Origin of the sequence: Bradyrhizobium oligotrophicum, from assembly GCF_051168495.1 — a bacterium.
GTDB classification, from domain to species: Bacteria; Pseudomonadota; Alphaproteobacteria; order Rhizobiales; family Xanthobacteraceae; genus Bradyrhizobium; species Bradyrhizobium oligotrophicum_A.
Genome location: NZ_JBNPVB010000005.1, coordinates 1 through 18,176, shown reverse-complemented (window position 1 = coordinate 18,176; position 18,176 = coordinate 1). Strand labels below are relative to the sequence as shown.

Sequence of the window (18,176 nt, the reverse complement as noted above, 5' to 3'; positions counted from 1 at the left end):
ATGGCCGAGATCCGGATCGAAAACCTGGTCAAGCAGTTCGGCGGCTTCGCTGCCGTGCGCGGCACCAGCTTCACCATCGCCGACGGCGAGTTCTTCTGCCTGCTTGGTCCTTCCGGCTGCGGCAAGACCACGACCTTGCGCATGATCGCAGGCCTGGAGCTACCGACTTCCGGCACCATCAGTCTCGGCGGTGACGACGTCACCTTCCGCCGCGCCCGCGAGCGCGACATCGCAATGGTGTTCCAGCTGTTCGCGTTGTACCCGCACATGAACGTCCGCAGGAATATCGCGTTTCCCCTGCTGTCGATGGGCGTGCCGAAGGCTGAGATCAAGCGGCGGGTCGAGGAGGCCGCCCGCATCCTGCGCATTGATCACCTGATCGATCGTCCGGTGAGCGGGCTGTCGAGCGGCGACCGCCAGCGCGTGGCGCTCGGCCGCGCCATCGTCCGCGAGCCCAAGGCGTTCCTGATGGACGAGCCGCTCGGCGCGCTCGACGCCGAGTTCCGCCACATCATGTGCGGCGAGCTGCGCGCGCTGCACGACCGGCTGAAGGCGACGACCGTGTTCGTCACCCACGACCAGCTCGAGGCGATGTCGATGGCCGACAAGATCGCGGTGATGAATCGCGGCGTGGTCGAGCAACTCGGCACGCCGCAGGAAATCTACGACCGTCCCACGTCGATGTTCGTCGCCGACTTCATCGGCTCGCCGGCCATGAACTTCATTCGCTTCGAGGGCAGGCTCGCGGCCGGCGCCGACAGCGTCCGTATCGATGGCGCCGAGATTGGTGTGCCAGTCTTGCGCGAGGATGCCGAGGCGAGCGAGCTGGTTCTGGGCGTGCGGCCGGAGCAGGTGACGCTGACCGCCGAGGGCGGCCTGCGCGGCGAGGTGTTCGGCGCCGAATATCTCGGCACCACGCAGATCATCACCGTCGCGACCGCCCATGGCATGGTGAAGGCGCGCGCGCCGGCGGCCATTCGAGTCGAGCGGGCCGAGCCGGTCGGGCTCAGCTTCCGCGCCGACCGGCTGTCGCTGTTCGATGCCGCCTCGGGCCGCGCGATCCGCACGGCGCTGTATGAGCAGCCGGCGAGGGGAGGCCGCCATGGCTGAGACGCGCCTGGTCAATGTCAGCAAATCCTTCGGCGCCAAGCCGGCGGTGCGCGATCTCTCGCTCACCATTCGCGATGGCGAGCTCGTCGTGCTGCTCGGGCCGACCGGCGCCGGCAAGACCACGACCTTGCGGCTCGTCGCTGGCTTGGAAACGCCCGACAGCGGCGGCGTCAGTATTGGCGGCGTCGACCAGACCAGTGTGACGCCGGCCGCACGCGACGTGACCTTCGTTTTCCAGCAATACTCGCTGTATCCGCATCTGTCGGTGTACGACAATCTCGCCTTCCCGCTGCGTTCGCCGGTGCGCAAAACTCCCGAGCCGGAGATCAAGCGCATCGTCGGCGACGTCGCGGCGATGCTGCGGATCGAGGACAAGCTCGGCAACCGTGCCACCCAGCTTTCCGGCGGCCAGATGCAGCGCGTCGCCATCGGCCGTGCGTTGGTGCGACGGCCCGCGATCGCGCTGCTCGACGAGCCGCTCTCATCCCTGGATGCCAAGCTGCGCGCGGAGCTGCGTATCGAGCTCAAGCGCATCCAGCAGGATCTCGGCGCCACCATGCTCTACGTCACCCACGACCAGATCGAGGCGATGACCTTGGCCAACCGCATCGGCGTGATCGACCAGGGCCGGCTGGTGCAGGTCGGCAGCCCGCGCGAGATCTATGAGGACCCAGCCAACGCCTATGTTGCAACCCGGCTCGGCAGTCCTGGCATCAATCTGCTGCCGCGTGGTCTGTTCCCTGACTTCGCGTTGCCCGGCAATGTCGCAACCATCGGCGCGCGCACCGAGCATATGACGCTTCGCCCTTCTGCCGGCGGCGCGGCTGCGCGGGTCAAATGGGTCGAGCACCTCGGCGATCAGAATCATTTGCACATCACGCTTGAGGATCACACGATCGTCAGTCTGGTCGAGCCGGACACGGAATTGAAAGTCGGCGACGCCGTCGCTATCGAGTTCACCCGGCCGCTGCTGTTCGACCGGGATGGCCAGCGGGTGAGATGAGGCATGGACCAGAACTTCAAGCGCCAACTGATCGTGGCGATGGCGGATGCGATCATTGCCCATGCCGAGGAACTGACGGAGCTCGATTCCGCGATCGGCGACGGCGATCACGGCCTCAACATGAAGCGCGGTTTCGAAGCCGTCCTCGCGGACGTGGACCACATCGCAGCCAAACCGTTGCCGGACGCGCTGAAGGCGATCGGCATGGCGCTGGTGATGAAGGTCGGCGGCGCCTCCGGTCCGCTCTACGGCACGCTCGCGATGGGGCTCGGCAAGGTGCTGCCGCCGGAGCCGACGGTCGCTGACACGGCGGCCGCGCTGGGCCGCGCCATCGTGGACGTCAAGGCGCGCGGCAAATCCGAGGCCGGGCAGAAGACCATGCTCGACGTGCTGATTCCGGTGCAGGCCGCTTTTGCCGCCGGCGGCGATGATCTCGCGACACGATTGCCAGCGGTCGCAGCGGAGGCGGCCGACGCCACCATACCGATGAAGGCGATCCGCGGCCGCGCCTCGTTTCTCGGCGAGCGCTCGATCGGGCACATGGACCCTGGCGCGCGCTCCTCCAGCCTGCTGGTGCAGGCGATCTGCAGCGTCTTCAACGAGGCTTGATCATGAGTGAACGGAAGAATGTCGGCATCGTCATCGTGTCGCATTCCGCCAAGGTGGCGGAAGGCGCGGCCGACATGGTCAGGCAGATGGTCGGCGACAGCGTGCCGCTCGCAGCCGTCGGCGGCAATGCCGATGGTGGGCTCGGCACCGATGTCGGCGCCATCATGGGCGCGATCGACAAGGCCTGGTCGGAGTCCGGTGTCGCGATCCTGGTCGATCTCGGCGGCGCCGAGACCAACAGTGAGATGGCGATCGAAATGATGCCGGAGGAGCGGCGCGAACGCATCGTGATCTGCAATGCGCCGCTGGTCGAAGGTGCCGTGATGGCGGCGACGGAAGCCTCCGGCGGCTCGACGCTCGATGCGGTCCGCGCGACCGCCGAAGAGCTGATGGGCGGATGAGTGAGAGCGACAATGGCTGACGGTGGAGAGATCGGCATGCAGGAAGTGACGGCGCATGCGCTGCTGACGAACGAGGTCGGGCTGCATGCGCGCCCCTCGGTCAAGCTCACCCAGCTCGCCAAGCGGTTTGCCTCAAGCGTCGAGATCGCGATCGCGGCCGATGGTCCCTGGACCGATGCCAAGAGCCCGGTGAAGATCATGCGCGTCAAGGCGGCCAAGGGCGAGACGCTGTATATGCGCGCGAACGGCACGGATGCGGAGGCCGCCGTCGGTGCGCTGGTCGAACTGGTCAACCGCAAGTTCGACGAGGAATGACGATGGAGCGGCGCATCTCCGGCAGGGCGGCGTCGGACGGGCTGGCGATCGGGCCGGCGGCGATGCTGCGTGCGCTGGATGGCGCCAGCAGGCCAAAGGGCTCGATTGCAGAGGAGCATGCGGCGCTGGCCGCTGCGGTCGCGCGGGCGCGCGAGGCCGTTGCCGAACTCGTTGGCTGGCTCGCGGGTGATGCGGCCGAGCTGATCGGCTTTCAGCTGGCGCTGCTCGAAGACGATGCGCTCACGGAATCCGCCTATGCGCAGATCGAGCAGGGCGTGGCGGCCGATGCCGCCTGGCGCGCGGCGATGGCGGAGGAGATCGCGGGCTACGAGGCGGCCGACGACGAATATTTCCGCGCCCGCGCCAGCGACCTCGCCGACATCAGGGATCGCGTGCTGCGGCATCTGTTGGGCCTTGCCGACAATGGCAAGCTTCCGGACGGCGCGATCGTGGTCGCGCGTGACCTCCCGCCGTCGGCCTTCCTCGGCATCGACTGGTCGAAGGGCGGCGGCATCGCGCTCGGTGAGGGCAGTCCAACCAGCCATGTCGCCATGCTGGCGCGTGGCCGCAGCGTGCCGATGGTGGTCGGGCTTGGACAGAAGTGGGAGAAGCTCGACGGAAAGTTGCTCGTCGATGGCAGCCGCGGCGTTGTCATCGTCGATCCCAGCGTGGAGCAGATCGCCGCGGCGCGGATCGAGGGCGAGGCGCTCACGCGCCGCAAGGCCGACGCCGTCGCACGGCAAAGCGAGCCGGCACTGACGCGCGACGGCACGGCCGTTGCAGTGCTCGTCAACATCTCCGGTCCCGCCGATATGACGGCGCTACCGGCCGCAGCCTGCGACGGCATCGGGCTGGCACGCACGGAGTTCCTCACCGCCAACCTGCTGCAGGACGAAGAGGCGCAGTATGGCGCCTATGCCGAGCTGATGCGTTGGGCCGACGGCCGCCCGGTCACCATCCGTACGCTCGATGCGGGCGGCGACAAGCCGATCCCGGGCTATACGATCGACGGCGAGAGCAATCCGTTTCTCGGCCTGCGCGGGCTGCGGCTGTCGCTGCGTCATCCCGACATCTTCCGGGTGCAGCTGCGCGCGCTCGCGCGTGCTGCCTCGCTGGGACCGCTCAAGGTGATGCTGCCGATGGTGACCAATGCCGCCGAGCTGGAGGCGGCACGCGGGCATCTGCGTGCGGTGCTCTCCAATCTCGCTGCCAGCAACGTTGCCTTTGCCGAGCCGGCGTTCGGCATGATGGTCGAGGTGCCGGCGGCGGCCCTTGCGGCGCAGGATTTCGCCGCCGACTTCTTTTCGATCGGCACCAATGATCTGACCCAATATGCCACCGCGGCCTCGCGCGACGGCGCCGAGGTCGCCGACTATGCGGATGTGCTGCATCCCGGCGTGCTGGCGATGATCGCTCACGTCGTGCGCGCTGGTCATGCCAAAGCTGTCGAGGTGTCCGTCTGCGGCGATGCCGCGGGTGACGTCAGAGCCATTCCGGCGCTGCTCGAGGTTGGTGTCCGCGCTCTGTCGGTATCGCCCGGCCTGTTGCCGCTGGTGAAGTCCGCAATCCGCGAGCTCGACCTCGCCAAGATTGCCGAGGGCGCATGAGCGAGCAAGATCCATTCGAGGCCGCGAGCCCGCTCGCCGAATACAAGGCGATCCTGCGCGCGGTGATCGACAGCCGTCCCTCCGGCACGCGGCAGCGGCTGGCGGAGGCGATCGGCAAGAACCGCAGCTTCATCTCGCAGATCATCAATCCGGCCTATCCCACGCCGATTCCGCTGCAGCATCTCGAGACCATCTTCCATATCTGCCATTTCTCGCCGCATGAGCAGCAGACGTTCCTCGCCGCCTATCGCGCCGCGCATCCGGGCCGGCTCGAGGAGGCCGAGACCCAGCGGCCGATGCGGCGTCTCGTCGTCGAACTGCCGGACTTCGGCGATCCCGCGCTCAACGCCCATGCCGACCGAATCATCACCGGCGTCGCCCGCGGCGTCACCGCGTTGATCTCGGCCAATGAAAATCAGGACGAATCCGAACCGGGAGGAAAGCCATGAAGAAGCTGATCAATGCCGTTTCCGACGTGCTGACCGAGAGCCTGCAGGGTTTTGCCGCCGTTCATGGCGACATCGTCATGCTCGGGGATGAGAACAAATTCGTCCGCCGCAGGACTCTCAAGCAAGGCAAGGTCGCGCTGATCTCCGGCGGCGGCTCCGGTCACGAGCCGCTGCATGCGGGCTTCGTCGGCCAGGGCATGCTCGATGCCGCCTGTCCCGGCCAGGTGTTCACCTCACCAACCCCGGACCAGATGCTCGCGGCCGCTCAGGCGGTGGACACGGGTGCCGGATCGCTGTTCATCGTCAAGAACTATGAAGGCGACGTGATGAATTTCGCGATGGCCGCCGAGATGATGGAGACAAAAGTCGCGACCGTCATCACCGACGACGATGTCGCGGTCGAGACCTCGACCTATTCGACCGGCCGCCGCGGCGTCGCCGGCACGCTGGTCGTCGAGAAGATGCTGGGCGCCGCGGCCGAGCAAGGCCGTGATGTCGACGCGCTGAAGGCGCTCGGCGATGACGTCAACAAGCGCACCCGTTCGATGGGCGTGGCGCTGACCTCCTGCACCGTGCCGGCGGCGGGCAAGCCGACCTTCGCGCTCGGCGACGACGAGATGGAGATGGGCGTCGGCATCCATGGCGAGCCTGGCCGCCGTCGGGTCAAACTCGCCTCGGCCGATGCCATCGCCGAGGAGATGATGGGCGCGATCCTGGCCGATCTCGCAGCCAAGCCCGGCGCGCCGTGCCTGCTGCTGGTCAACGGTTTTGGCGGGACGTCGGCGATGGAACTCTATCTCATGGCCAATGCGGCCCGGCGTATCCTGGAAGGCCGTGGGCTAAGCATCGCGCGTGGGCTGGTCGGCTCCTACGTCACCTCGCTCGACATGGCCGGCTGCTCGCTCACCGTCACCGCGCTCGACGACCCCACGCTGTCGCTGTGGGATGCGCCGGTGCATACGGCCGCGCTGCGCTGGGGCTGTTGAAGGAATGCGCGCTCAGCGGATCTCGTTCGAGTAGTAGTGATGCGCGGTCGTTGCCCGGTGCCGGCTGAGGATCGCGAGCGCCCCTGTCTGGTCATAGGCTTCCTCATCGATCACCAGCACGGCGCCGGGAGCGGGCAGGCCGAGCAGCTTGCGATCCTCTTTGGTCGCGACCTCGGCCGTGACCTTCTCGCGCACCGCAGCGATGCGGATGCCATAGGCTTCGAGCAGGTGGCGGTAGATCAGGGCCGGGACCTTCGTCATCTCGCGCGGAAACTCGGGCACGCGGCTCGCGACCATCGAGATGCGCGAATGCAGCACCGGCGCGCCGGCGACGCGGCGGATGCGATGAAGATGCAGCAGCGGCTCGCCCTCGGGCGCAGCGAACAGTTCCGCCTCCGCCGCGTCGGCGGCACGTGTCGTCACCGACAGAACCTCGGCCTTCGAGTGCAGCAGGCTGCCGTCCTTGCCGAGCAGGCGGAAGTACTGGAAGAAGAACTGCAGGCCACTCTGTGACGCACGGCCGGTGACGACCGTTCCAGTCTTGCGCCGCCGCATCAGCATGCCGCCCGCGGTGAGGTCGGCCAGCGCCCGGCGGATGGTGCCGACCGCGACGCCATATTGATTGGCCAGCGCGACCTCGCCGGGCAGCACCGTGCCCGCCGGCATGTCGCCGATCAGGATGGCCTCCGCGATCTGCCGTTTCACATGCTCGTAGAGCGGCACGGGCAGGGCGCCCGGACTCGCGCTCCCCCCCTTTGCCGCTTTGCTGACCATGCCTGCCTTTTTCATGGAATTGACAAAGGCTCCAATGTGAATTCTATTTCTATATAGAATATAGGATTGAGCCGACAGCAAATGCAATCTCTGGAGATCTCGGCAGGTGCGGGCGCGACCCGTCTGGCCGACGCTTTCGCTGCGATCGAGCGGCTGTCCGAGACCGCCGTCGACGACCTGCGGAGGATGGTGGCGGTCGACACCAGCTTTCCGCCGGGCGCCGGCTACGATGCCTTTGCCGATGTGATGGAGCAGCTCGTTGCGCCGCTGGCGCTGGACTGCGAGCGTGTGATCGTCCCGGAAGAGCTGTGGCGCGCGCCAGGCGCGCGGGGACGGCGCACCAACCTGCTTGCGCGGCGCAGTTCGGGCAGGCCGGTGCTCGGGCTTAATTTCCACGTCGATACTGTACCCGCAGCGCCCGGCTGGACCGGTGATCCGCTGCAGTTGGCGCGTGACGGCGATCGTCTGACCGGCCTCGGCGCGGCCGATATGAAGGGTTCGATTGCGGCGGCGCTGCTCGCATTGCGCGCCGCGCAGGCGACCGGTTTGCCGCTCGCTTACGATCCGATGCTGCTGTTGTGCACGGACGAGGAGGCCGGCCTCTATCCCGGCGTGCGCTATCTCGCCGAGCAGGGCCGGCTCGAAGGACACGTCCTCAATTTCAACGGCAGCGCCATGCCGCGGATCTGGGCCGGCTGTTTCGGCCTGTTCACGCTCACCGTGCGCGTCCATGGCAAGGCGGCCCATGCCGGTGAGCAGCGCGGTGCTGGCGCCAACGCGATCGAGGCGGCGCTGCCGATTCTCAGCGCGCTTTCCGCCCTGAAGCCGCTCGTCGCGCAGCGGACCTCGGCGTTGCCGCCTCCGCCGCAGGCGGCCGGGCCGCTCACCGCGAGTCTCGACATCTCCGCGATCCATGGCGGCCAATGCGGTGGACAGATTCCGTCCGAGGTCGAGATCCTGCTGTGCCGCCGCTACGGGCCCGAGGAGGATTTCGCTGCCGCGCGCCGCGAGATCGAGACAGTGATCGCACAGGCGGCCGGTGCGCTCGACGTCGACGTCATCCTCAGCGGTCATCTGGCGCCGACCTCCGATCCCAGTGGGCCGCATTGGCCGCGCTGGCAGACGGCGCTGTCGGCCGGCTTCGGCTACGCGCCGGAGGAATTCGCCCGATGGGGCGCCTCCGGCTGTTCCGATTTCGGCTGGGTGCAGCAGGCCACGGGCATGCAGGAGGTGCTGCTGACCGGCCTCGGCAAGCCCGACAGCCGCATCCATGCGCCAGGAGAATCGACCACGCTCGCCGACATCGTCGCACTGGCGAAATCGGTGCTCGCCTATCTTTCAGCCGAGTTCCGTCCCGAACTCTCTCCCGAAGCCATGACGCCCAAGAAGGACCTCGCCTGATGCCGTCCGTCACCCGTCGCCATTTTCTTGCCGGCTCCGCACTTGCGCTCGGCGCATTGCCGCAGGTCCCTCGTGCCGCCGAGGCGCCGAAGCGAGGCGGCGTGCTGCGGGTCTCGGTCGACCAGGGCGCAGCTGTCATTCATCCGCTGCTCGCTCGCGTGAACCCGGAATACCTCGTCACCGAGCTGCTCTATTCCAACCTGACGCGGCTGAAGCCGGACATGACGGTCGAGCCCGATCTCGCGCTGTCCTGGGAGCCGGCCGCGGGACTTGCCGAGTGGACGTTCAAGCTGCGGCCCAATGTGAGCTTCCATGACGGCTCGCCGCTGACCGCCGAAGACGTCGTCGCAACGTTCAAGGCCATCCTCGATCCGAAGACCGCCTCGCCGGCGCGCACCAATGTCGGGCCGATCAGGGAAGTTGCAGTCGTCGACGCAGCGACCGTGAAGTTCACGCTGTCGGTCGCCTTCGCCGATTTCCCCGTCGCACTTGCCTACACCAATGCACGCATCATCCCGGCCAAGGTGATTGCCGCAGATCTCGGCAGTCTTGCGACGAAGGCGAATGGCTCGGGGCCGTTCAAGCTCGTGTCCTACGAGCCCGATCGCAAGATCGTCGTCGAGCGCAACCCGACCTATTACGATCCGGCACGGCCCGTGCTCGATCGCATCGAGATCCTGGTCTATCCCGATCGGACCGCGGAAGCGTCTGCCCTGATCTCGGGCGACATCGACCTGATGCTGTCGACCACGCCCGGCGAATATGAGCGGCTCGGCAAGGCCGGCGGCGTCAAGGCGCTGCGCGTCCCCTCCGGCCAGTTCCTCAACGTCAACATGGGCTGCGACCAGAAGCCGTTCAACGACGTCCGCGTCCGTCAGGCGCTGGCGCTGACCATCGATCGCGAGGCCATGGCGGGCTTCGTCGCCGGGGGCTACGGCACACCCGGCAACGACACGCCGCTCAGCCCGGCCTATCGCTTCTATCAGGACAGCCAGCTGAAGAAGCCGGAGATCGCCAAGGCCAAGCAGCTGCTGGCCGCGGCGGGCTATCCCTCCGGCATCGATCTGACCATGGTGGCTTCCGACAAGCCGGAGACGCGCACCCAGCTCGGCGTCGCGATCCGCGAGATGGCGGCACCCGCCGGCTTCCGCATCAATGTGCAGACGATGCCGCATGCGACCTATCTCGACCAGGTCTGGAAGAAGGGCAATTTCTACGTCGGCTTCTACAACATGCAGCCGACTGCGGATGCGATCTTCAAGCTGCTCTACACCTCCGATGCGGCCTGGAACGAGACCCGCTGGAACAATCCGCGCTTCGACGAGGTCGTCAACGCCGCGCGCAGCGAGACCGACGATGCCAACCGCGCCGCGCTCTATGCGCGGGCCCAGGCGATGATGAGCGAGGAGGTGCCATCGGTCATCCCGGTGTTCTTCGACATCCTGGCAGCGCAGCGCGCTTATGTCGAAGGCTACAGGCTGCATCCGCGCGGCTCGGTGTTCCGGCTCGATCTCGTTTCGCTCGGCGCCGGCGCGCCGAAGCGCGCCTGAGGCAGGGCCGGCTTCGTGTCATTCTCCTGGCTGCTGCGGCGGCTGCTCCTGATGGTCTACACCGTCGTCATCGTCAGCGTGCTGGTGTTCGCCATCACGCAGGCGCTGCCGGCCGATGCTGCGCAGACCTTGCTCGGCGAGAACGCCTCGCCCGAGGCGCTCGCCGCGGTGCGTGATCGCCTCGGACTGAACGATCCGGTCTGGCTGCAATTCGCGCATTGGGTCGCGCGCGCAGCGGCCGGCAATTTCGGCGTCTCGATGCGCACCGGCCTGCCGGTCGCGCCGGAGATGCTGACGGCGCTGTCGCGCTCGCTGCTGCTTGCCGCCGGCGCGCTTGCGGTGACTCTTGTGATCGCGGTCCCGCTCGGCATCTTCGCAGCGTTGCGCCAGGGCCGTGCGGCCGATACGGCGACCAGCGTGGTCGCCTATCTCGGCGTCTCGCTGCCGGAATTCGTCACCGCGACGGTGCTGGCGCTGATGCTCACGGACATCCTGCCGTGGCTGCCGGCCACCGGCTACGTATCGCCGCTGGAGGACCCCGGGCTCGCGCTGCATCACCTCATCCTGCCAGTTCTGACCGTCTCGGTCATCCTGATCGCGCATGTCATGCGCATGATGCGCTCGGAGACGTTGGACGTGCTGCAATCGGACTACGTCCGCGCGGCCCGGCTGAAGGGCCTGCCGGAGCGGACGGTGCTGGTTCGCCACGTCATGCGCAACGCGCTGCTCCCGGTCATCACCATCGTCGCGCTCGACGTCGGCTATCTGCTCGGCGGCATCATCGTGATCGAGGAGATCTTCGCCATTCCCGGCATCGGCCGCGCGCTGATGATCGCCATCACCACCCGCGACCTGCCGTCGATACAGGCGGGCGCAATGATCATGGCAGTGACCTACGCGATTACCAACACGCTCGCAGACGTCGTCTACGCGCTGCTCGACCGGCGGATCCGCTATGACTGAGCTGCTCGCACGGATGATCCGCAAGCCGCAGGGCGCGATCGGCATGGTGCTGCTAGCGGTGCTTGCCGCGATCTGCATCCTCGGGCCATGGCTTGCGCCATACGGTCCGGAGAAGATGGATTTTCTCGGCCGCTTCCGCGCGCCTGGATGGCAGAACTGGCTCGGCGCCGACCAGTTCGGGCGCGACGTGCTGAGCCGCCTGTTGACCGGGGCGCGGGCGACGGTTCCGATGGCGCTTGCGGCGACCTTGGCCGGCAGCGCGATGGGCGCCGTGATTGGTGTCGCATCGGCATATCTCGGCGGCAAGGCTGATGAGTTCATCATGCGCACCAACGACGCGGTGATGGCCATTCCTGGGCTGCTCATGGCCTTGCTACTCGTCAGCACGCTGGGCAACGGCGCGAGCAACGCGGTCGTGGCGATCGCCATCGCATTCGCGCCGGGCATGGCGCGGGTGACACGCGCGGTGGCTCTCGCCGTGCGCAACCAGGACTTCGTCAAGGCCGCGGTCGCGCGCGGCGAGGGCGCGTCGCAGATCATCTTTCGCGAATTGCTTCCCAATGTGATGGGGCCGATCGTGATCGAGGCGACGATCCGCGTGTCCTTTGCGGTGATGCTGTTTGCGACCCTCAGCTTCCTCGGCCTCGGCGCGCAGCCGCCGGCGTCGGAATGGGGCTTGATGGTCGCCGATGCCCGGCAATACATGCATCGGGCGCCGTGGATCCTGATCGCGCCCTCGGCTGCGATCGCGCTGTCCGCGATCGCCTTCAATCTCGTCGGCGATGCCTTGCGCGACGCGCTCAACCCGCGGGATGATCGATGATTCCGGCGCTCACGATCACCAACTACGGTCTCGACTATGTCACCGCGGCCGGCGCCGTCGCCGTGCTCCGCGACGTGTCGCTCGAGATCGCGCCGGGCGAGGTGCTCGGCCTCGTCGGCGAATCCGGCTCCGGCAAGAGCTCGCTGGCCTGGGCTTTGATGCGGCATCTGCCGGCCAACGCCCGCGAGATCTCCGGCGTGCTGCGTCTCGGCGACATCGACCTGCAGGCGCTCGGTCCGAAACGGCTGACCGAAGTGCGCGGCCGCCGGATCGGCATGGTGTTCCAGGATCCCTCGACGGCACTGAATCCCACATTGACCATCGGCCGCCAGATCACGGAGGCGCTGATGCGCCATCGTGCGCTGAACGCGCGGGATGCGAAGGATCTCGCGATCGAGCTGCTCGGCCATGTCGAACTGCGCGATCCCGCCGCCATTCTGCGGCGCTACCCGCACGAAATTTCCGGCGGCGAGAAGCAGCGCGTGATCATCGCCACCGCCTTCGGCTGCCGGCCGGACGTGATCCTGTTCGACGAGCCGACCACGGCGCTCGACGTCATCACCGGCGCGCGCATCATCGCGCTGTTCAAGCGGTTGCAGGCGAAGACGGGCGTGGCCGCACTCTACATCTCGCACGACCTCGCGATGATGACGCGCGTCGCCGACCGCGTCGCGGTGATCCGGCATGGCCGCGTCGTCGAGCAGGCCGAGGCGTCCGAGATCTTTCGCAAGCCGCAGCACGACTACACGAAGTCCTTGATCGCGGCGGTGCCGCGTCCGGAGCGGCGGCTCGTGCACGACACGCCTGCCGGGGCCGTGCTGCTGCAGGCGCGCGGCGTCGAGGTTCACTATGGCAGAGCAGGCCTGTTTCGTGCCGCGCCGCCTCCGGCGACGCACGCCGTCGACGTCGACATCGGCGCCGGCGAGATCGTCGGCCTCGTCGGCGAGTCCGGCTCCGGCAAGTCGTCGATGGCGCGCGCTCTGACCGGCCTCGCCCGCTTCTCCGGCGCGATCAGCTTCGATGGCCGGACGCTGCATGGCGCCGGCGACATGAACCGGGCCTATCGGCGCGACGTCCAGATCGTGTTCCAGCATCCGGATTCCTCGCTCAATCCGCGCCATCGCGTCGGCGAGATCCTGTCGCGTCCCTTGAAGCTCTATGGCGGCGACGTGGCCTCCGTGCCGCGGCTGCTCGAGCAGGTGCGGCTGCCGGCGTCGTATGCGACGCGCTGGCCGCATCAGCTGTCCGGCGGCGAGAAGCAGCGGGTCGCGATTGCCCGCGCCTTCGCGGCACGCCCGCGGCTCGTGATCTGCGACGAGATCACCGCGCCGCTCGACGTCTCCGTGCAGGCGCAGATCATCGAGCTCCTGCTGGCGCTGCGGGCCGAGACCGGCGCCGCCTATCTGTTCATCACCCACGATCTCAACCTGATCCGGCAGATCGCGCACCGCATCGTCGTGATGCGGCATGGCCAGCTCGTCGACAGCCGCGCCGTCGACGCGTTCGGGGCCGACGACGTTCACCCCTACACAAGAGAATTGATGGCGGCGTCGCCGGCGCCCGTCGGCTGAGACCAAGGATATTCAACGCATGGACCGCAACGAATTGCTCGCCCGTATCGATGTCCCCGCTGCGCTCGCGCTGCTGTCGCGCATGGTGCAGCACAAGAGCTATTCGAAGACCGACGGCGAGAAGCAACTCGCGTCCTTCATGGCCGAACGCATGCGCGAGATCGGCCTCGATGCCGAGGTTGCGCCATTCGGTAGCGAGGGCCGTGTCAACGCGGTCGGCCGCTGGAAGGGGACCGGCGGCGGGAAGAGTCTGCTGTTCAACGGTCATGTCGACACCAATCCGGTGACGGAAGGCTGGACCGTCGATCCCTGGGAGGGGAAGGTGGACGACGCGTTCATCTATGGCATCGGCGTCTCCAACATGAAGGCCGGCGACGCCGCCTATTTCTGCGCGGTCAAGACGCTGATCGACGCCGGCGTGAAGCTGCGCGGCGACGTCATCCTGACCTATGTGGTCGGCGAGCTGCAGGGCGGGGTCGGGACCTATTCGCTGATCGAGCAGGGGCTGCGCGCGGACTATTTCATCAACTCCGAGCCGACCGACCTGAAGGCGATGACGATGCACGCGGCGGCGTTCATGTTCATCATCGAGCTGGTCGGCAACACGCGCCATCTGTCGAAGCGCGAGGAGGCGGTCGACGCGATCACGGCCGCCTGCGACCTCATTCCGCGCCTCAACGCGATGAGATTCTCGGGCGCACGTTCGCCGGCACATGAGGCGATCAATCGCGTCCATGTCGGCGTCGTCCACGGCGCGCTCGGCCGCGAACTGCACGAATGGCGAACGCCGCAGGTGGCGGACTTCGTTCGCATCAAAGGCTCGGGCCGCTATGCGCCGGGGCAGACCGAGCAGGGCGCGCTGGCCGACATGCGGCGGGAGCTCGATGCGCTGGAAGCGCGTTTTCCGGGCCTTGAGACGAAGCTGATGTCGGAGGACCGCGCCGGCGTGCCGACCATGCCGCCGTTCGAAGTCGCTCTGGATAGTCCCATCGTTCGCGCCGTCAACGAGGCCTATCTTGCGGTGCGCGGCGCGGCGCAGCCGACCGGGCCGGTCGCGCCGAGCTGCTTCTATGGCACTGATGCCGGCCATCTCTACACCTTTGGCGGCATGGAAGGCATCGTGTGTGGTCCCGGTGGCCGGTACAACACGATGCCGGACGAGCGCGTCGACATACCCGACTATCTCGACATGATCCGCATCTACATGCTGGCCATTCTCGACATCTGCGGCTGATCCCACGCTCAGGCGGCGGCCGTCGCCTGCTGGAACTGCTCAAATGCGGCGATCGCGTCGGCGGCATACATCAGCGACGGACCGCCGCCCATGTAGATCGCCATGCCGAGCGTTTCCTCGACCTCCTGGCGGGTGGCGCCGAGACGCACCAGCGACTCGGCGTGAAAGCCGATGCAGCCGTCGCAGCGGACGGCGACGCCGATCGCCAGCGCGATCAGCTCCTTGGTCTTCTTGTCGAGCGCGCCGTCGCGGCACGCGGCCTGGGCCAGCGCCGAGAACCCCTGCATGACCTCCGGGATATCCTTGCGCAGCGTGCGGAGATTGCCGGAAATATCCTTGCAGAGCTCGGGGTAGTTCTTGTCCATGATCGTCTCCTACGACATCTTTGTTGTGGGTTTGCCGGGATCACGGAGCGCGATGTAGATCGCGGGGATCACGAGCACGGTCAGCAGAGTGGATGATGCCAAGCCGAATAGCAGCGAGATCGCCAGGCCCTGGAAGATCGGATCGAGCAGGATCGTCGCCGCGCCGATCATCGCCGCCAGCGCCGTCAGCAAGATCGGCTTGAAGCGCACGGCGCCGGCCTCCAGCACGACATCGCGCAAGGTCTTGCCTTCGCCGCCGCTGTGCCGGATGAAGTCGACCAGCAGGATCGAGTTGCGCACGATGATGCCGGCGAGCGCGATGAAGCCGATCATCGAGGTCGCCGTGAACGGCGCGCCCAGCAGCCAATGGCCGAGCAGGATGCCGATCAGCGTCAGCGGGATCGGCGTCAGGATGACGAGCGGCAGCTTGAAGCTCTTGAACTGCGCCACGACCAGCACGTAGATGCCGAGGATCGCTGCGCCGAACGCCGCGCCCATGTCGCGGAACGTCACATAGGTGATCTCCCATTCGCCGTCCCACAGCAGGGTCGGGTGCTGCTCATCCTTGGGCTGGCCATGGAAGCCGATCGAAGGTTTCGGCAGCTTGCCCCAGTCATGCGCATCGATACGATCGGCCACCGCGAGCATCCCGTAGAGCGGCGCCTCGAAGCGGCCGGCCAACTCGGCCATCACCATGTCGGCGAAGCGGCCGTCGCGGCGGAAGATCATGGGCGAGCCTTCTTCCATCGTCGCCTTCACGACCTGGCCGAGCTCGACCACGGTCTTGCTACCGGGCACCGTGTTGGCCGGCACCGGCGTCGAGGCGAGCGCCTGGCTCCAGCTCTTGTCTTGCTTCGGCAGCCGCACCGCGATCTCGATCGGATTGCGGTCCTCGCCCCGGTGCGAGTAGCCGACCGAGGCGCCGCCGAACAAAGTCTGAATCGTGTCGTAAACGTCCTTCTGCTCGACGCCGAAGAACTCCAGACTGTCTTGGTCGATCGACAGACGCAACCGCGGCCGCCGCTGGCCGATCGAATCGTCGATGTCGACGATGAAGGGAACGTCGGCGAACACCTTCTTGAGCTCGGTCGTGACGGCGCGCCGGGTCGCGGCATCGGGACCGTAGACCTCGGCCAGCAGCGTCGCCAGCACCGGCGGTCCGGGCGGCACCTCGACCACCTTGATGCTGGTGCCTGATGGCACCGAGACCGCCGTCAGTCGCTGCCGCAGATCGAGCGCGATGTCGTGGCTCGCGCGCTTGCGGTCGCCGCGCGCGGCGAGGTTGACCTGGAGCTCACCCAGCTCCGGGCGTTCGCGCAGGTAGTAGTGCCGGACCAGACCGTTGAAGTTGAACGGTGCCGCGGTGCCGGCGTAGCTCTGCACATTCGTGATCTCAGGAAGCTGATGCGCGATATCGGCAGCGGCGAACAGCGTGCGTTCGGTATCTTCGAGGCTTGCGCCTTCCGGCAGATCGACCATCACGGCGATCTCCGACTTGTTGTCGAACGGCAGCAGCTTGACGGTGACGGACTTGGTCGCGAACAGCGTCATCGACAGCAAGGTGGTGATGCCGACGCCGAGCAGGAAGATCCAGGCGGAGCGCTTGCTGGCGACGATCGGGCGCGCCACGTTGCGGTAGATCCTGCCGAGACGGCCTTCATGATGCGCATCGTGATGAACGCCGGCCGCAGCCGCAACCTGCTTCGGCGCAAGCCGCAGCATCAGCCACGGCGCCACCACCATCGCGACGACGAACGAGAACAGCATCGCTGCCGAGGCGTTGGCGGGGATCGGCGCCATATAAGGCCCCATCAATCCCGACACGAACAGCATCGGCAACAGGGCGGCGACCACGGTCAGGGTCGCGACGACAGTGGGATTGCCGACCTCGGCCACCGCCTCGATCGTGGCCTGCAGGCGCGGCCGGCCATCATGCATGCCCCAATGGCGCGCGATGTTCTCGACCACGACGATGGCGTCGTCGACCAGGATGCCGATCGAGAAGATCAGCGCAAACAGGCTGACCCGGTTGATCGTGTAGCCCATCAGGTTGGCGGCAAACATCGTCAGCAGGATCGTGGTCGGAATCACCACCAAGGTGACCAGCGCCTCGCGCCAGCCGATCGCGACGGCGATCAGCACGACGATCGAGATCGTCGCCAGGCCGAGATGGAACAGCAGCTCGTTGGCCTTCTCGTTGGCGGTCTCGCCGTAATCGCGCGTCACCGTGACCGCGACGTCGTCCGGAATCAGCTGCGTCTTCAACCCCTCGAGGCGTTGCGCGATGTCGTGCGACACCACGACCGCATTGGCACCGGCGCGCTTGGCGAGCGCAAGGCTCACCGCCGGCACGCGATGCCAGTCGCCCTTGTCGTTGCGGGCATCGTCCCACACGCGGTGCTCGGCGAGATTGGGGCCGATCACGACGGTCGCGACGTCGCGGACATAGACGGGGCGGCCGTCGCGGGTCGAGATCAACAGCAAGCCGATATCGGGAATGCCCGTCAACGTTTGACCGGCGGCGACGTTGCGGCTGACGCCGCCGTCGCGGACGTCGCCGGCCAGGAACGAGCGGTTGGCATCCTTCACCTTGGCAACGAGTTGCTGCAAGGTTACGCCGAACAGCGACAGCTTCTCAGGATCGGGCTCGACGCGGATCTGCTGGGCGCCGCCGCCGGAGATATAGGTCAGGCCGATATTGTCGACCTTGGTCAGCTCGGCGCGCAGCTTGTCGGCGAGCTCATAGAGGTCCTTGTCGGACCAGCGCTCGGCGGCTCGCGGCTTCGGCGACAGGGTCAGCACGGTGACGGCGACGTCGTTGATCCCACGTCCGACGATCAGCGGCTCGGGGATGCCCACGGGGATGCGGTCAAAATTGGCGCGGATCTTGTCGTGGACGCGCAGGATAGCATCCTCGAACTTGGTGCCGACGAGGAAGCGCGCGGTGACCATGACGCGGTCATCCTCGGTCTGGCTGTAGACGTGCTCGACGCCGTCGATCGCCTTGACGATCGT

The 18,176-nt window shown here is 67.0% G+C and carries 17 protein-coding genes; 14 read left to right on the top strand and 3 right to left on the bottom strand.

Features of this window, described 5'->3' with window-relative positions:
- The 8 genes from ACQR1B_RS11750 to dhaK are packed head-to-tail and all read left to right on the top strand — an operon-like array spanning position 1 to position 6,480.
- Complete coding sequence (locus ACQR1B_RS11750; RefSeq protein WP_434831950.1) at positions 1-1,110, top strand: ABC transporter ATP-binding protein; 1,110 nt, start codon at positions 1-3, stop codon at positions 1,108-1,110.
- Positions 1,103-2,113, top strand: coding sequence for an ABC transporter ATP-binding protein (locus ACQR1B_RS11745; RefSeq protein ID WP_434831951.1), 1,011 nt, complete (start codon positions 1,103-1,105; stop codon positions 2,111-2,113). The genes ACQR1B_RS11750 and ACQR1B_RS11745 overlap by 8 nt, the downstream gene beginning before the upstream one ends.
- Before the next feature lie 3 nt (positions 2,114-2,116).
- Positions 2,117-2,722: a dihydroxyacetone kinase subunit DhaL gene (gene dhaL / locus ACQR1B_RS11740; protein ID WP_434831952.1), complete on the top strand. Its 606-nt coding sequence runs from the start codon at positions 2,117-2,119 to the stop codon at positions 2,720-2,722.
- Positions 2,723-2,724: 2 nt separating this feature from the next.
- Entirely contained in the window at positions 2,725-3,123 is a 399-nt protein-coding gene (dhaM, locus tag ACQR1B_RS11735) for a dihydroxyacetone kinase phosphoryl donor subunit DhaM (protein ID WP_434831953.1), read from the top strand.
- 12 nt (positions 3,124-3,135) lie between these two features.
- Positions 3,136-3,438, top strand: a complete 303-nt coding sequence (locus ACQR1B_RS11730) for an HPr family phosphocarrier protein (RefSeq protein ID WP_434831954.1) — start codon at positions 3,136-3,138, stop codon at positions 3,436-3,438.
- A gap of 2 nt (positions 3,439-3,440) precedes the next feature.
- The gene (gene ptsP, locus ACQR1B_RS11725) at positions 3,441-5,045 is read left to right on the top strand and encodes a phosphoenolpyruvate--protein phosphotransferase (RefSeq protein WP_434831955.1); all 1,605 of its coding nucleotides are present in this window, start codon (positions 3,441-3,443) and stop codon (positions 5,043-5,045) included.
- The gene (locus tag ACQR1B_RS11720) at positions 5,042-5,494 is read left to right on the top strand and encodes a hypothetical protein (RefSeq protein ID WP_434831956.1); all 453 of its coding nucleotides are present in this window, start codon (positions 5,042-5,044) and stop codon (positions 5,492-5,494) included. The genes ptsP and ACQR1B_RS11720 overlap by 4 nt, the downstream gene beginning before the upstream one ends.
- Positions 5,491-6,480 carry a dihydroxyacetone kinase subunit DhaK gene (dhaK, locus tag ACQR1B_RS11715; protein ID WP_434831957.1) on the top strand — a complete coding sequence of 330 codons (990 nt, stop codon included), beginning with the start codon at positions 5,491-5,493 and terminating at the stop codon, positions 6,478-6,480. The genes ACQR1B_RS11720 and dhaK overlap by 4 nt, the downstream gene beginning before the upstream one ends.
- Before the next feature lie 12 nt (positions 6,481-6,492).
- Here dhaK and ACQR1B_RS11710 read toward each other — a convergent pair whose 3' ends face one another.
- Complete coding sequence (locus ACQR1B_RS11710; RefSeq protein WP_434831982.1) at positions 6,493-7,254, bottom strand: GntR family transcriptional regulator; 762 nt, start codon at positions 7,252-7,254, stop codon at positions 6,493-6,495.
- Positions 7,255-7,335: 81 nt separating this feature from the next.
- Between ACQR1B_RS11710 and ACQR1B_RS11705 the strand changes: the two genes are divergently transcribed.
- From ACQR1B_RS11705 to ACQR1B_RS11680, 6 genes are read left to right on the top strand one after another with little or no spacing between them, the layout of a single operon-like run.
- Entirely contained in the window at positions 7,336-8,655 is a 1,320-nt protein-coding gene (locus tag ACQR1B_RS11705) for a M20 family metallopeptidase (RefSeq protein ID WP_434831958.1), read from the top strand.
- The gene (locus ACQR1B_RS11700; protein WP_434831959.1) at positions 8,655-10,205 is read left to right on the top strand and encodes an ABC transporter substrate-binding protein; all 1,551 of its coding nucleotides are present in this window, start codon (positions 8,655-8,657) and stop codon (positions 10,203-10,205) included. Before ACQR1B_RS11705 ends, ACQR1B_RS11700 begins: the two co-directional genes overlap by 1 nt.
- 15 nt (positions 10,206-10,220) lie before the next feature.
- The gene (locus tag ACQR1B_RS11695; protein WP_434831960.1) at positions 10,221-11,168 is read left to right on the top strand and encodes an ABC transporter permease; all 948 of its coding nucleotides are present in this window, start codon (positions 10,221-10,223) and stop codon (positions 11,166-11,168) included.
- On the top strand, positions 11,161-11,991 hold the full coding sequence (locus tag ACQR1B_RS11690; RefSeq protein ID WP_434831961.1) for an ABC transporter permease: 831 nt from the start codon (positions 11,161-11,163) through the stop codon (positions 11,989-11,991). The genes ACQR1B_RS11695 and ACQR1B_RS11690 overlap by 8 nt, the downstream gene beginning before the upstream one ends.
- Entirely contained in the window at positions 11,988-13,562 is a 1,575-nt protein-coding gene (gene nikE / locus ACQR1B_RS11685; RefSeq protein ID WP_434831962.1) for a nickel ABC transporter ATP-binding protein NikE, read from the top strand. Before ACQR1B_RS11690 ends, nikE begins: the two co-directional genes overlap by 4 nt.
- Positions 13,563-13,581: 19 nt before the next feature.
- A complete protein-coding gene (locus tag ACQR1B_RS11680) occupies positions 13,582-14,796 on the top strand; it encodes a M20 family metallopeptidase (RefSeq protein WP_434831963.1) in 1,215 nt (404 codons plus the stop codon).
- An 8-nt stretch (positions 14,797-14,804) separates the two neighbouring features.
- Here ACQR1B_RS11680 and ACQR1B_RS11675 read toward each other — a convergent pair whose 3' ends face one another.
- Positions 14,805-15,161, bottom strand: a complete 357-nt coding sequence (locus tag ACQR1B_RS11675) for a carboxymuconolactone decarboxylase family protein (protein WP_434831964.1) — start codon at positions 15,159-15,161, stop codon at positions 14,805-14,807.
- A 9-nt stretch (positions 15,162-15,170) separates the two neighbouring features.
- Positions 15,171-18,176 (bottom strand): efflux RND transporter permease subunit (locus tag ACQR1B_RS11670; protein ID WP_434831965.1); only part of this gene is annotated, 3,006 nt, incomplete at its 5' end.

Coding starts and splice junctions, on each gene's coding strand:
- ACQR1B_RS11750 (WP_434831950.1), top strand. CDS start 1: ATGGCCGAGATCCGGATCGAAAACCTGGTCAAGCAGTTCGGCGGCTTC.
- ACQR1B_RS11745 (WP_434831951.1), top strand. CDS start 1,103: ATGGCTGAGACGCGCCTGGTCAATGTCAGCAAATCCTTCGGCGCCAAG.
- dhaL (WP_434831952.1), top strand. CDS start 2,117: ATGGACCAGAACTTCAAGCGCCAACTGATCGTGGCGATGGCGGATGCG.
- dhaM (WP_434831953.1), top strand. CDS start 2,725: ATGAGTGAACGGAAGAATGTCGGCATCGTCATCGTGTCGCATTCCGCC.
- ACQR1B_RS11730 (WP_434831954.1), top strand. CDS start 3,136: ATGGCTGACGGTGGAGAGATCGGCATGCAGGAAGTGACGGCGCATGCG.
- ptsP (WP_434831955.1), top strand. CDS start 3,441: ATGGAGCGGCGCATCTCCGGCAGGGCGGCGTCGGACGGGCTGGCGATC.
- ACQR1B_RS11720 (WP_434831956.1), top strand. CDS start 5,042: ATGAGCGAGCAAGATCCATTCGAGGCCGCGAGCCCGCTCGCCGAATAC.
- dhaK (WP_434831957.1), top strand. CDS start 5,491: ATGAAGAAGCTGATCAATGCCGTTTCCGACGTGCTGACCGAGAGCCTG.
- ACQR1B_RS11710 (WP_434831982.1), bottom strand. CDS start 7,254: ATGGTCAGCAAAGCGGCAAAGGGGGGGAGCGCGAGTCCGGGCGCCCTG.
- ACQR1B_RS11705 (WP_434831958.1), top strand. CDS start 7,336: ATGCAATCTCTGGAGATCTCGGCAGGTGCGGGCGCGACCCGTCTGGCC.
- ACQR1B_RS11700 (WP_434831959.1), top strand. CDS start 8,655: ATGCCGTCCGTCACCCGTCGCCATTTTCTTGCCGGCTCCGCACTTGCG.
- ACQR1B_RS11690 (WP_434831961.1), top strand. CDS start 11,161: ATGACTGAGCTGCTCGCACGGATGATCCGCAAGCCGCAGGGCGCGATC.
- nikE (WP_434831962.1), top strand. CDS start 11,988: ATGATTCCGGCGCTCACGATCACCAACTACGGTCTCGACTATGTCACC.
- ACQR1B_RS11680 (WP_434831963.1), top strand. CDS start 13,582: ATGGACCGCAACGAATTGCTCGCCCGTATCGATGTCCCCGCTGCGCTC.
- ACQR1B_RS11675 (WP_434831964.1), bottom strand. CDS start 15,161: ATGGACAAGAACTACCCCGAGCTCTGCAAGGATATTTCCGGCAATCTC.